Below are 13,323 nucleotides of genomic sequence, written 5' to 3'. Positions count from 1 at the left end.
TCGGGCCGTCGAGACAGGCGCAGAGAGTTTCGCAATACGCCCTAGACCGCGGCGACCACAGCGGCGACGCGTTCGGCGATGCCGCGCGCGTCGTCGGCGGTCCCGGCTTCGACCATCACGCGAACGAGCTGTTCGGTTCCGGAGGGCCGCAACAGGATTCGGCCGGAGCCGTCCAGTTCCCGCTCGGCGTCGGCCACGGCGGAGAGCACGGAGTCGGCGACGGCGACGGCATGCTTGTCACTGACCGGGACGTTGATCAACTCTTGCGGGAGCACGGTGACGACCGCGGCGAGGTCGGCGAGGCGCGTGCCGGTGGCGGCCACTCGACCCGCGAGCAGCAGACCGGTGAGGACGCCGTCGCCCGTGGTGCCGGACGCCGGGATCACGATGTGGCCCGACTGTTCACCGCCGAGGGCGTAGCCGCCGTTGCGCAGTTCCTCGAGGACGTAACGGTCGCCGACCCCGGTCACCTTCACGTCGATGCCGGCTTCGCGCATCGCGATGTGCAGGCCGAGGTTGCTCATGACGGTGGCGACGAGGACGTCGTCGGTGAGGACGCCGCGCTCGTGCATGTCGATCGCGAGGATCGCCATGATCATGTCGCCGTCGACGACCGCACCGGTCGAGTCGACCGCGAGGCAGCGGTCGGCGTCGCCGTCGTGGGCGAGACCGAGGTCCGCGCCGTGCTCGAGGACGGCGGCCTGCAGGACGTCGAGATGTGTGGAGCCGCAGCCGTCGTTGATGTTGAGGCCGTCGGGTGCGGAGTGGATCGCGATGACGTTCGCGCCCGCTGCCTCGTATGCGTGCGGACCGACGGTCGACGCCGCGCCGTTCGCGCCGTCGACGACGATCGTCAGACCGTCGAGTCGTGCCGTCGCCGAGGCTGCGAGGTGGCGCAGGTAGCGCTCCTCGGCGTCGGGGGCGTCGTGGAGCCGTCCGACGCCCGCGCCGGTCGGGCGCGGCGCGGGAGCATCCATCGCGGCTTCGATCGCGTCCTCGACGTCGTCGGCGAGCTTGTGCCCACCGGCCGCGAAGAACTTGATGCCGTTGTCCGGCATGGGATTGTGCGACGCGGAGATCATGACGCCGAAATCGGCGGAGTAGTCCGCAGTCAGGTACGCGACGGCCGGGGTCGGCACCACGCCGACCCGGATCGCGTCCGCGCCGGCGGCGGCGAGACCGGCACAGAGTGCGGCCTCCAGCAGCTCGCCGGATGCTCGGGGGTCTCGACCGACCACTACGCGCGGCCGGACACGGGCCACGTCGTCACGTCGGGAGTTCGCATCTGCACCGAGAACGGAAACGGCGGCCGAGGCCAGGCGCAACGCCAACTCTGGGGAGAGCTGGTCGTTGGCCCGGCCTCGGACGCCGTCGGTGCCGAAAAGGCGTGCCACAGAAGCGATCAGCGCTTGCTGTACTGCGAAGCCTTACGAGCCTTCTTGAGGCCGTACTTCTTACGCTCGACGGCACGCGCGTCGCGGGTGAGGAAGCCTGCCTTCTTCAGGGCCGGGCGATCCTCGGGGCTGACCTCGATGAGGCCGCGGGCGATGGCCAGACGCAGAGCGCCAGCCTGGCCCGACGGGCCGCCACCGACCAGCTTGGCGTGGATGTCGAACGCCTCGGTGCGCTCGACGGTCACCAGCGGGGCCTTGATGAGCTGCTGGTGAACCTTGTTCGGGAAGTAGTCCTCGAGGGTGCGGCCGTTGAGCGTGAACTCACCGGTGCCTGCGACCAGGCGGACGCGGACGATGGCTTCCTTGCGGCGGCCGACGGTCTGGATCGGGCGATCCAGGACCACGGGGCCACGGGTCGGAGCGGCCTCAGCCGCGGCGTCCTCGGTCGACTCAGTGGTGTACTGACCGTCTTCCAGGACGACCTCGTCCTCGACGACCTCGACGTTCTCGATTTCGTTCGTCACTGCGACACCTGCTTGATCTCGAAGGGGACGGGGCTCTGCGCCACGTGCGGGTGGTTCGGGCCTGCGTAGACCTTCAGCTTGGAAGCGATCTGATCGCCGAGCTTGTTCTTGGGGAGCATGCCCTTGACGGCCTTCTCCACCAGGCGATCCGGGCGGGTCGCGAGGACCTCGCCGACGGTGCGCGACTTCAGACCACCGGGGTGACCCGAATGGTGGTACAGCTTCTTGTCGGTCAGCTTGTTGCCGCTGACGGCGACCTTGTCTGCGTTGATGATGACGACGTAGTCACCACCGTCGACGTGGGGGGCGTAGGTCGGCTTGTGCTTGCCGCGGAGCAGGTTCGCGGTCTGCACGGCGAGACGGCCGAGCACCACGTCGGTGGCGTCGATGACGTGCCACGTGCGCGTGACGTCACCCGCCTTGGGGCTATAAGTAGGCACAGTAAGTCCTCACTCGGGTTGCTTCGATGCTGGTCAGCGGGCCTTGCGAGCAGACTCCCGGCGACCAGTGGGGACCCGGGTGCTCGATGCTCAAGGCACCGAGGATCCAGGGTACGCGGGCGACGAGCCGCAGGTCAAAACGTCTCGACTGCGCTCGACGACCGGAGGACTGGCTCGACGACCGGAGGACTGGCTCGACGACCGAAGGACTGGCTCGACGACCGGGAACGGGTCACCTCCGCCCGCTCCGCGAGCGAGCGGAGCGAGTCGAAGGGTCTATGCCCTAATCCCCCAGCCCGAGACTGAGCCGGACAGTCACGTCGTCGGCCACTTTGAGTGCGCCCATCATCAACGAGTACGGCTTCACGCCCACATCGGTCTGCCGGACGGTGGTCTCCCCGACGACACGACCCTGCGACGGTGCGACGGTCACCGTGTGCGGCGTCGACGAGCCGAGGATCGTGAGTGTGCCCGCGATCCGGTAGCCGTCACCGTCCGCCGTGACATCGGAGCCGTCGAACACGATCTCCGGATGCTTGTCGGCCTTCAACGACTTCAGCGCGTTCGCACGGGCGACGAGCTTCTCGGGAGCCGACATCGGAGTCAGGCCGCCCTCGGCGGACCGGACCTGCAGCGACGTCACGTTCACGACGACCCGCACTCGCGTCGGCTGCTCGCCGTCGACGGTCGCCGACCACTCGGTGAAGCCGATCGTCAGACGATGTCCCGTGCGCGCCGCCTTGCCCGCCACGCCGGTGGTGATCGTCAGGTCACCGTTGTCGGGCCCGAATTGCAGAGTCGTCATGACGCCAGGATAGCGACGAGACCGGTCGTCGACCGGGTCATGTCTTCGTGAGCTGTCCGGCCCTCTGAAACGAAATACCGAGAGCTTCACCGATGGCCCGTACCGGATATCCGGACTCCTTGAGTCGGCGAGCCGCGCGTCGGATCGTCATCGCCGACTCCGAATTCGCACGATCGGCAGTCGCGCGCAACTCCGCCGCCCGGTCCAGGTCGACGACGACTTCGGGAGGCAAGTCGAACTCGGTCGCCACGAGGTCGACCTCACCCACTGGGATGTCGCACACGGTCGCGGCAAGGTCACGAGCCATCTCTTTGGCGTCGGGGACGCTTCGCCCCTGTGTGTACTGACCGACCTCGGGCACGTAGACCAGCCAGAACGTGCCGTCCAGGCTCAGTCGCGCGGTGATCTTCATCGCCACCACCCCTTCCCCAACTTGACTTCGCATTCTCGGTAGATCATCTCGGCGTACCGAGCGCCGATCTCACCCTTGTGTCGGCCGATCGGAATCGACAGCCCATCGAGTTTGTAGATCGAATGCTTCCCGCCTTCTCGGTCAAGACGCCAGTCGAGTCCCTCGCGGGCCGCGGCACGCGCGATCTTCCTGATCACTTCATACCTCGTGGTCACAGGTCCGTCAATCCCAGACTAGACATCATTGTCAACCCCCACTAGACGGCTCTGGTCCCGGATCGAGGCTGCGGACCGCGCCTGCGCAGGCGTCGTCGATGGGAACGTCGCCGGTGCCTCGTTGGCAGCCGATGCTGACCTGCCGATCCCCGGCGACGTGGACGTACCACGCGATCGACGAGCCGGAGGCGGGCGTCTCGCGGTAGGCGATGACGCTGCGACCCGCGTACGACGCGTCGGCGGAGAACTCGCGGACCACGTCGTCGCCGCGTTGGGCGAGACGATTGCGCAGACTGACTGCCACGGAGTCCCGGCTCGACCCGGCCCGCAGCGGCGTCACGACCACGACGATCCGACTGCCGTCGTCGGGATCGGCGAACACCGCTCGTGTGCCGGATCCGTCGACGCGGCGGTCGTCGAGCTCGCTGCGTCGCCAGTCGCCGGGGATGTCGACGACGACGCCCCCGACGCGCTCGGCGCGGACCGCGGCCGCCAGGGCCGGGTGTTCCCGCACGGCGGCCCATGCGACGCCGAGCGCCAGCACTCCCGCGACGACCGCGGCCACCGCCAGGCGTCGACGACCGCTCGGCGCCGGTTCGGGAGGAGGCGCGAGCGCCGCGTCGATGTCCGCGCGGAGCGATCGTCGAACGCCGCCGTACCGTGCCACGAGGGCCCGATCGGCACGGACAGTCCCGCCGGCCGGGCTGGGCAACGACGTGAGCGCCGCCTCGATCCGCCCGTCATCCGCGCCGTCGATCACCGCGATGTCGGCCGATCCGATCAGCGACGCCCACGCCGTCGGCGCGTCGGACGGCAGATCGACGAGGGTGGACTCGATCGTCCACTCCCCCGCTCGCCGGCACACGGCGTGCACCGCCCAATGGCCGCCGGTGTCCGGCAGCAGGCACGTCTCGACGACGGCGCACCTCGTGATCGTCGCGTCCGCGTGGCTCCGGGCGATCGCGATCGCGCGGGGCACACCGTCGGACGCGCCGGTGGCGCGCACCACCGCCGCCACCCGACGTCGGCCCCACGTCGTCGGATGCACCACGGTCCGGCCCGCCCCGACCGGGCACGCGGGCCGCGTCGGACTGTCGATCCGTTCCAGCAGATCGGCGACGACAGAATCGTGCTCCCCGTAGGCGAGGTCGACTGCCCCGACCACGACCAGACCGTTCATTCCGGCGCCACCACCTGCACCGTGTCGGCCGGACGACTCCGCGAGACGTACTCTCCGCGTCCGACGCCGAACCGCTGCATCCGGTGCCTGCCGACGATGTAGCCCTCGTCGGGGTCGCCCGCCATCAGCAGGACATCGCACGAGAGGTCGCGCATCCGGTTGATGAACGGGTCGAACAGTGCGCGCCCGATGCCTCCCGACCGTCTGGCGAGGATCACTCGGAACCCGATGTCGCGGGCGTGCCCGAGCAGTTCGAGCAACGGTGTCAGCGGGTTGCCGGACGAGGTGGCGACCAGGTCGTAGTCGTCGATCACCAGGTAGACGTCGGGTCCCGACCACCAACTGCGTTCGCGCAGTTGGTCGGCCGTGACGTCGTCCCCCGGCAGTCGGCCCGCGAGATGCTGCGCGAGTTCGGTCATCATCGGCGCCGCGGTCCGCAGGGAACTGGCGTATCCGCCGAGGTGCTCGTCGTCGACGACGCCGAGCAACGACCGACGGAAGTCGACGAGCACGACCTTCGCCTCGGCGGGCGACGACCGGGCGACGATTCCGTCGATCACCACGCGCATCGCCGAGGTCTTCCCGCATTCGGCGTCGCCGACCACCAACAGGTGAGGTTCCCGTGCGAAGTCGACGACGTACGGCTTCAGATCCGATTCGGCCAGACCGAGCGCGACCTGCGACGACGCCAGGTCGCCGACGACGAACTCGTCGGGGGTCAGGCGAGTGGTCAATGTCCGCACCCGCGGAACGGGTCGGCCGCCGCGCACGCCGTCCGTGCTCGGCAACGCGATCAACATGTGCAGACTGTCAGCCGTGATACCGCGTCCGGGCCTGTCCGCCGGCACGGTGACCGCGGCGCGGCGATCGATCTCGGAGTCGAGGGCGTCGCCGAGTTTGAGTTCGACCCGGGTGCCGATCAGGTCCTTCACGGCAGGCCGGATCTCCGCCCACCGGCCCGCCGTGACCATGACGTGGACCCCGTACGACAATCCGCGCGTCACGAGATCGACGATCTGTTCGTCGAGTTCCTCGAAGTCGTTGCGGAGGACGCCGTACCCGTCGACCACGAGGAACACGTCGCCGTGCGGGTCGTCGGCGTGCGGCCCGGCCGCACGGTAGTCGGCCATCGATCCGACGCCGAGATCGGTGAACGCCGCCTCCCTGGAACCGAGCACCGCCGTGACCTCGGCGATCGTCCGCCGTACCGCGTCGCGTCTGTTGCGCGGGGCCACGCCGCCGACGTGCGGCAGCTCGGTGAGTCCCGCCAGTCCGCCGCCGCCGAAGTCCAGGCAGTAGAACGACACCCGCGACGGCGGATGGGTCCGGGCGAGCGCGCAGATCACGGTGCGCAGCGCCGTCGACTTCCCCGACTTCGGTCCGCCGACGATCGCGACGTGCCCGCCGCTGCCCGACAGGTCCACCCGCAGCGCGTCACGACGCTGATCGTAGGGCCGGTCGACGACGCCGATCGCCGCCGTGAGCGGGGCCGGATCTACGGGCGGGACGTCGTCGAGCAGGACCGACGAGGCCAACGGCGGCAGCCAGACGCGGTGCGGGTGAGAGCCGTGCCCGGCGAGACGTCCGACGAGCGTGTCGAGCACGCTCGGACCGGTGGTCTCCTCCGAGTCTGTCTCGTCCACCGCGGGCAGGTCGACGACGGTGTCGGCCCGCAAGAGGGTCACCGCGCCGCCGAACTCGGGCGTCGCGCCGACGGCGTCCACCGGCGGTCGATACGGTCCGGAGACGTACGAACTGCGGAATCGGATCGGGGTCGCCGAATCGCATTTGAGGTACGCCGCACCCGGTTCGCTCGGCAGGTGATAGGCGTCGGGGACGCCGAGCACGGTGCGAGATTCACTGGCGGAGAACGTCTTCAGGCCGATTCGATACGACAGATGACTGTCGAGGCCGCGGAGCCTGCCCTCCTCCAACCGTTGCGATGCCAGGAGCAGGTGGATGTGCAACGACCGGCCGAGCCTGCCGATCGCGACGAACAGCTCGGCGAAGTCGGGCTTCTGCGCGAGCAGTTCGGAGAACTCGTCGACCACGACGACCAGCGCGGGCATCGCAGGCAGGTCGGCCCCGTTGCTTCGGGCCCGCTCGTAGTCCGTGACGTTCGCGAAGTTGCCCGCCGCCCGCAGCACCTCTTGGCGACGATGCAGTTCGCCGGACAGGGCGTCGGCCATCCGGTCGACGAGTTCCAGTTCGGCCTCGAGATTGGTGATGACGGCCGCGACGTGGCGCGATTCGAGGCCGAGGAACGTCGCGCCGCCCTTGAAGTCGACGAGGACGAGGTTCAGTTCGTCCGGTGAATGCGTCGCGATCAACCCGAGGACGAGCGTCCTCAACAGCTCCGACTTCCCACTGCCGGTGGCTCCGACGCACAGCCCGTGGGGACCCATCCCGCCGTGTGCGCTCTCCTTCAGATCGAGGTGGACGGGCTCGCCCGCGCTGGTGTAGCCGATCGGCACGCGCAGTCGGTCGGCGCCGCGACGGCCGGTCCATTCCGATCCGGGCGCGAACATCCCCGCGTCGGCCACGCCGAGCAGCGCGGGCAGTCCCGGATCGCGTGCGGTGAGCGGCGTGTCCAGGTCGGCGATGGCGCCGAACGTGACCGGCCGGAACCGCGCGAGGCGGCGCGCGATCGACTCTGCCACCACCACGTCGCAGGTGTCGGCGACCGCGAACTCCTCCAGACCGGCCTCCGTTCGGGCGCACAGACGTCCGGCCTCCACGACCAGCGACAGTCCACGCCTGGACGCGATCGAGTCGATCGCCGATCCGAGCTCGACGACGCTCACCCCGTCCAGCCCGGCGCCCGTCGACAGTTCTTCGTCGCCGGTCACGACACCGCCGCCGACCACGATCACGTAGTGGCGGACTCCGCTGTCGGGCTCGGTCCGCGAGAATCTGGCCCGCTCGGCGAGCACGTCGGCGAGGTCGTCCTCCAGGTCGGTGAGTGAGCGGTAGATCATCCGCGACGCCCCGAGCCCGTCCGTGCGCGTCGGATGTCCGACGTGAGGCAGCCATTTGGCCCAGTCCCACTCCGGCGCGACGGGGTCGTCGACCACGAACGCCAGCCCGAGATGGTCCGGCCCGTGCTGGACGACGAGTCGACAGATCATCGCCCTGATCAGCGAGTTGACCTCCGTGTGCGCTCCGGAGACGCCGATGGCCGGAAATCCGCGAAGTGCGACGGCCGTCGGCATGTCGGGCACGGCCGACCGCGCCTGCACGAACCGTCGCAGCGCGACCGCCGACACCGGTTCCACATCGTCGGCCGGCGGCGACTCCGGCGGCTGCAGATCGCCCTCCAGCCGGTGGACGCCGATCCCGACGCGAACGTCGACGAAGTCGTCGTCGACGGGGCGTCGTTCCCACATGCGGTCCGATCCGATCAACGACGCGACCGCGCGCGGATCGGGATGGTTCCACTCCGCTTCCGCGCGTTGGGCCGCCACGACGGCGTCCGCACGCGACCGGACCTGACCAAGGTGGCGGAGATAGTCCTTGCGGTCCTCGTTGACCTCCGCGGCCCGCGCCGGTCCGCCGCGTCCGCTCGACGCCACCATGCCGACCATCGACATCAGCATCATCAGCGGGAACATCAGGAACAACGGGTTCGCGAACGCCGTCCGCCCTCCCGTCACCGCCATCATGGCGATCATTCCGACCACAGCGACCACCATCACCGCAGGCAGAAGCCTCAACAGCAGGCTCTGCGGCACGGTCCTGGCGAGCTCGGGCGGGCCAGACACCTGCAGGTCGCCCGGCCCGACCGCCGGCCGCGACGCGCGCGGACGCCGTCGATGCCCGATCGTCGCGGACCAGTCCCCGATATTCGCAGTTCTCATGATTCCCCCGAATCCCCCACTGCGGTCACGTCGGCGTGGTTATGTCGACGTCACCTCGCCTCGCGGCGATGGGATCGGTTGTATCAGAACCTCGGGGGAGGATTACGTAAAATGACCGTTGCAACGGGATCGGTCCGAATTTCGGTCGTCGGGGGACGCACGCAGGTCGATCTGGCGGTGCCCGCGAGCATGCCGCTCACGTCGCTGATGCCGGATGTGCTCGCCCTCCTGCGGGTGGACGAGGCGCCTCGCGAAGCGCCGGGGACGGCGGCGGCGTGCTGGACTCTCGCCCGGATCGGCGGCGACGTCCTCTCGCCGTCGGAGTCGTTGCGCGACAACGATGTACACGACGGCGACCTGCTCATCCTGACGGACGATCCGCCCGCGGTTCCGCGTCCGACGGTCGACGACGTGGTCGCCGGTGTCGCCGCGTTGACGGCCGATACGCGCTCGCCGTGGACCGCGATGTCGGCGCGGTGGACGGCGTACGGCGTCGCGGTCGTCGCGGCGTGCGCGTCGTCGACGGCCGGTGCGGTGGCCGCGATCCGCGGCGATTCGACTCCGACCCTGATCGCGGGCGTGGCGGCCGCGGTCCTGCTCGTCGCGGCGCTGGTCGGCGACCGTCTCGGATCGGATCCCCGCACCTCGGCTACGTTCTCGATGGCGGCTTCGGTGTTCGCCGCCGCGGCCGGGTTCACGTTCGGGACGAGCGGAGGCTCACGCCTCGCGCTCGCGGGCATCGCCGCGGCGACCGTCGCCGTGATCGGCTGCCGCGGCACCGGGACACTGCTCGCCGCCCACACCGCGATCGCGACCACGGGGCTCACCGCGGCCGCGGTCGGCGTCGTCGACGCACGGTGGAGCATGCCGCTCGTATCGGTCGCGGCGATCGGCGCGGCGCTCGGAGTCGGCGTCCTGATGGTCGCCGCACGGGTCGCGATCGCGGCGGCACGACTCCCGTTGCCGCCGGTCCCCGCCTCGCCGCCACCGATCGGCGACGTCGGCTCGCAGCGGTCGACCGTCGACGGCGTCGACGCCCTCGGACCCGAACGCGACGACCCGCTTGGCGCCATCGCCGATCTGGCGCTCGGCGACCTCGACTCGCTCGCGGCACGCTCGGCGGCCGCGTCGTCGTACCTGACGGGCATGGTCGCCGGAGCGACAGTCACCACCGCGACCTGCACCGTCGTCGCCGCGACGGCCGATCCGACTCGCGTCGTGGTCGTGTTCTGCGCCGTCGTCGCGATGACACTCCTCGCGCGCGGCCGCGTCCACGCCGACCGCATCCAGTCGGCCACGCTGATCGCGGGCGGCGCGTCCTGCGCGATCGCCGCTCCGCTCGCGGTCGCTCTCGTCGCCGACGACGCGGCGTCGGCCGTCACCGCGATGATCACCGCGCTCGTGGTCGGTGCGGCGGCGCTCGTCGCGGGAACCGTCGCCGCGCACCACGAGTTCTCGCCGCTGCACGTCAGGGCCGCGGAGATCGGCCACTACCTCGTCCTCGCCTCGATGCTCCCGCTGCTGCTGTGGGTGCTCGACGCGTACCGCCTCGTCCGCGAACTGTGACATGCGAGCGGCGACGATCGCGGCGACGATCGCCCTCATCGCGTGCCATCCGGGCGCCGCGACGGCCGAGCCACCGTCCGCCACCGAACAGTTCGCGCGGTGCGCGCGCCCGGCGGCGTCCAGGTTCACGGGCATGCCGCCGGGCAGCGACCTCCTCGACCTGACCGGCGCGCACCGATTCAGTCGCGGAGCGGGAGTACGAGTCGCCGTCATCGACACCGGTGTCACCCCGCACCCGCGCCTGCCCGGCCTGACCGGCGGCGGCGACTACGTGGCCTCGGGCGACGGCCTCACCGACTGCGACATGCACGGGACACTCGTCGCCGGGATCATCGCGGCCCGCCCGTCACCCGCCGATTCGTACGTCGGCGTGGCGCCCGAGTCGACGATCATCTCGATCCGGCAGTCGAGCGGGGCGTTCCGCGCGAAGTCGTCCGACCGGGACACGGCCGCGGTCGGCGCCGGATACGGCCCGCTCGCCACGTTGGCCTCGGCCCTCCGGAAGGCCGTCGACCTCGGCGCCGATGTGATCAACGTGTCCGAGACGGCGTGTCTGCCCGCCGGCTCCACGGTCGGCGACGACGCGGTCCGGGACGCCCTCCGCGTCGCCGCCGCACGCGACGTCGTAGTCGTCGTCGCGGCGGGCAACCTGTCCGACGGCACCGAGTGCCGCGAGCAGAATCCCGACGTCGTCACCGAGCCCGTGTCGACCGTCGCCACCCCGGCACGACTGTCCCCGCTGGTCCTGGCGGTCGGCGCGACGCAGTCGTCGGACGGGACGGCCGCGCCGTTCACCCTCCGCGGGCCGTGGGTGTCGGTCGCCGCACCCGGAACCGACGTCGTCGGCCTGTCGCCCTCCGGCCCGATCACCGCGCTCACCGGACCGGACGGCGACGTCGCTCTGGCGGGCACCAGCTACGCCGCACCCTACGTCGCGGGGACCGCCGCGCTGATCCGGTCCCGGTTCCCCGGACTGACGGCGGCGCAGGTGGTCGACCGGATCATCGCGACCGCGCACGGCGGCGGGTCCGACGCCGCGGTCGGACGCGGCATCGTCGATCCCGTCGCCGCGCTCACGGCCGAACTCCCCGCAACCCGCGAACCCGGGTCGACACGCGTCGCCGCTCCCCCGCAACCGACCACCGCGGACGACGGACTCGCTCGAATCCTGCTGGTCGCGGGCCTGGCGTGCGCCGCCGTCACACTGAGCGTGCTGCTGCGTCCAGCGCGGCGACGTGGCCGAACACCATCGCCGGACCGATAGTCGCGCCCGGGCCCGCATACGTGCGACCCATGACCGGGGCCGCGACGTTGCCCGCCGCGTACAGGCCCTCGATCACCGTTCCGTCGGCCCGCAGCACGCGTGCGTTCACGTCGATTCGCACGCCGCCCTTGGTGCCGAGGTCCGCGGGAACCATCGACGCCGCGTAGAACGGGCCCGTGGAGATCTCGCCGAGGCTCGGATTCGGACTGTTCGAGGTGTCGCCGTAGTAGTGGTCGTACGCCGACTCGCCGCGGTGGAAGTCGTCGTCCACGCCGGCGCGCGCGAACCCGTTGAACCGATCGATCGTCGCCTCGAGCGACCCCTCGGGGACACCGAGCTCGACTGCCAGACCGGTGATCGTGTCCGCCTTGACCAGCGCACCCTCGGCGAACCAGCGTTTCGGCAGCGGACTGCGCGCGGGCTTGCCCGCGAACAGGTAACGGTTGCGGTAGGTCTGATCGAACACCAACCACGCGGGCAGGTTCTCGGCGACGCCCGAGCCCTCGCCGAACATGGCGTGCGTCGCCTCGACGTACGGAAGCGATTCGTTCATGAACCGCTCCCCTCGCGCGTTGACCATGATGCTGCGCGGCAGGGACCGTTCGGCCAGCGCGAACCACGGGCCGCGCGGCAGCGGAATCGACGGAGCCCACCAGGCGTCGTCGAGCACGGCGGCGTCCGCGCCGATCGACATAGCCGCCCGAAGACCGTCGCCGGTGTTGGTGACCACACCGAGCGACAAGTCGGGCCCGGCGGGTGGGCGATGATGCTCGGCGCGCAGCGCACGATCGTGGTCGAAACCGCCGCTCGCGAGGATCACACCGCGCGTGACGACGATGTCTCGGACACCGTCGCCGTCGCGCACCCTGGCCCCGGTGACGACGCCGCCCTCGGCGATCAACCCGTCGAGGGCCGCCCCGAGGTGCACGGGCACACCGTGCCGTTGCAGCCCGACCATCAACGACGCGACCAGTGCGTTTCCCAGGCCGACGAGCTTTCGACCACGCGCCTTCGCGGTGAACGTCCGCGCCCCGACCGCCAGCATGCGGACCGGTCCGCGCCACCGGCGCAGCCCGGTGCTGAGCCAGCGGTAGTCGGACTGTTTCACGACCACGTTGAGCGGTGTCGGCGTGTAGAAGGGCTCCATCGTGGCGAAGTCGTCGCCGATGGCGCGGACGTCGAACGGCTTCGGCTCACACGACCGTCCCGACGCCCGCCCGCCGGGCAGCTCGGGGAAGTAGTCGCTGTACCCGCGCACCCATTCGAGATCGAGCCCGCTGTTGCGGTTCAGGAACGAGATGGTCTCGGGTCCCCGGTCGAGGTAGGCGTCGATGAGTTCGGGCGGGACGTCGTCGCCGATCAAGGCGTGCAGATAGGTGCGGGCGTCCCGGATCGAGTCGGCGGGGGCCTTCGCGCTCACCACCTCATTGCCCGGAATCCATACGCCGCCACCGGACCTCGCCGTGGTCCCGCCCCACCGCTCGGACTTCTCGACGATCACCGTCGTCAGCCCCGAGGCCGCGGCGGTGATGGCCGCCGACATCCCCGCCGCGCCGGAGCCGACGACGAGCACGTCCACCTCCGCGGGCAGACGCTCCGCACCGACCACCGACACCGTTCTGACAGTTTCTCTCATAGTGAGAGTTTCTATCATCTTGCGGGTGGG

At 70.4% G+C, this 13,323-nt stretch carries 10 protein-coding genes; 2 read left to right on the top strand and 8 right to left on the bottom strand.

The genetic code is table 11. The features are described 5' to 3' along the window. Positions 1-41: 41 nt before the first annotated feature. The 7 genes from glmM to eccCa form a co-directional block, all read right to left on the bottom strand. On the bottom strand, positions 42-1,394 hold the full coding sequence (gene glmM / locus GYB83_RS11525; RefSeq protein ID WP_161895660.1) for a phosphoglucosamine mutase: 1,353 nt from the start codon (positions 1,392-1,394) through the stop codon (positions 42-44). A gap of 8 nt (positions 1,395-1,402) precedes the next feature. Continuing rightward, positions 1,403-1,918, bottom strand: a complete 516-nt coding sequence (gene rpsI, locus GYB83_RS11520) for a 30S ribosomal protein S9 (RefSeq protein WP_161895659.1) — start codon at positions 1,916-1,918, stop codon at positions 1,403-1,405. After that, complete coding sequence (rplM, locus tag GYB83_RS11515) at positions 1,915-2,358, bottom strand: 50S ribosomal protein L13 (RefSeq protein ID WP_161895658.1); 444 nt, start codon at positions 2,356-2,358, stop codon at positions 1,915-1,917. The genes rpsI and rplM overlap by 4 nt, the downstream gene beginning before the upstream one ends. Before the next feature lie 283 nt (positions 2,359-2,641). Then, positions 2,642-3,163, bottom strand: a complete 522-nt coding sequence (locus GYB83_RS11510; RefSeq protein ID WP_161895657.1) for a YceI family protein — start codon at positions 3,161-3,163, stop codon at positions 2,642-2,644. A gap of 37 nt (positions 3,164-3,200) precedes the next feature. Then, positions 3,201-3,575 carry a type II toxin-antitoxin system HicB family antitoxin gene (locus tag GYB83_RS11505; protein WP_161895656.1) on the bottom strand — a complete coding sequence of 125 codons (375 nt, stop codon included), beginning with the start codon at positions 3,573-3,575 and terminating at the stop codon, positions 3,201-3,203. A 246-nt stretch (positions 3,576-3,821) separates the two neighbouring features. After that, positions 3,822-4,970 carry a type VII secretion-associated protein gene (locus tag GYB83_RS11500; RefSeq protein ID WP_161895655.1) on the bottom strand — a complete coding sequence of 383 codons (1,149 nt, stop codon included), beginning with the start codon at positions 4,968-4,970 and terminating at the stop codon, positions 3,822-3,824. Beyond that, the gene (gene eccCa / locus GYB83_RS11495; protein WP_161895654.1) at positions 4,967-8,827 is read right to left on the bottom strand and encodes a type VII secretion protein EccCa; all 3,861 of its coding nucleotides are present in this window, start codon (positions 8,825-8,827) and stop codon (positions 4,967-4,969) included. Before eccCa ends, GYB83_RS11500 begins: the two co-directional genes overlap by 4 nt. A 111-nt stretch (positions 8,828-8,938) precedes the next feature. Here eccCa and eccD point away from each other — a divergent pair, with 111 nt between their 5' ends. Together eccD and mycP are read left to right on the top strand one after the other, a co-directional pair. Beyond that, positions 8,939-10,393 carry a type VII secretion integral membrane protein EccD gene (eccD, locus tag GYB83_RS11490; protein WP_161895653.1) on the top strand — a complete coding sequence of 485 codons (1,455 nt, stop codon included), beginning with the start codon at positions 8,939-8,941 and terminating at the stop codon, positions 10,391-10,393. Position 10,394: 1 nt separating this feature from the next. Next, the gene (mycP, locus tag GYB83_RS11485) at positions 10,395-11,657 is read left to right on the top strand and encodes a type VII secretion-associated serine protease mycosin (RefSeq protein ID WP_161895652.1); all 1,263 of its coding nucleotides are present in this window, start codon (positions 10,395-10,397) and stop codon (positions 11,655-11,657) included. Here mycP and kstD read toward each other — a convergent pair. Then, entirely contained in the window at positions 11,593-13,293 is a 1,701-nt protein-coding gene (kstD, locus tag GYB83_RS11480) for a 3-oxosteroid 1-dehydrogenase (protein WP_161895651.1), read from the bottom strand. The genes mycP and kstD overlap by 65 nt on opposite strands. Between the last annotated feature and the right edge of the window lie 30 nt (positions 13,294-13,323).

Source organism: Gordonia spumicola, assembly GCF_009932475.1.
GTDB lineage: Bacteria > Actinomycetota > Actinomycetes > Mycobacteriales > Mycobacteriaceae > Gordonia > Gordonia spumicola.
This window is presented reverse-complemented; position numbering and strand designations above follow the sequence as displayed.

Bases quoted from the DNA above. Each gene is read 5' to 3' on its own strand.
- eccCa (WP_161895654.1), bottom strand. From the start codon at position 8,827: ATGAGAACTGCGAATATCGGGGACTGGTCCGCGACGATCGGGCATCGA.
- GYB83_RS11500 (WP_161895655.1), bottom strand. From the start codon at position 4,970: ATGAACGGTCTGGTCGTGGTCGGGGCAGTCGACCTCGCCTACGGGGAG.
- mycP (WP_161895652.1), top strand. From the start codon at position 10,395: ATGCGAGCGGCGACGATCGCGGCGACGATCGCCCTCATCGCGTGCCAT.
- eccD (WP_161895653.1), top strand. From the start codon at position 8,939: ATGACCGTTGCAACGGGATCGGTCCGAATTTCGGTCGTCGGGGGACGC.
- kstD (WP_161895651.1), bottom strand. From the start codon at position 13,293: ATGAGAGAAACTGTCAGAACGGTGTCGGTGGTCGGTGCGGAGCGTCTG.
- GYB83_RS11505 (WP_161895656.1), bottom strand. From the start codon at position 3,575: ATGAAGATCACCGCGCGACTGAGCCTGGACGGCACGTTCTGGCTGGTC.
- GYB83_RS11510 (WP_161895657.1), bottom strand. From the start codon at position 3,163: ATGACGACTCTGCAATTCGGGCCCGACAACGGTGACCTGACGATCACC.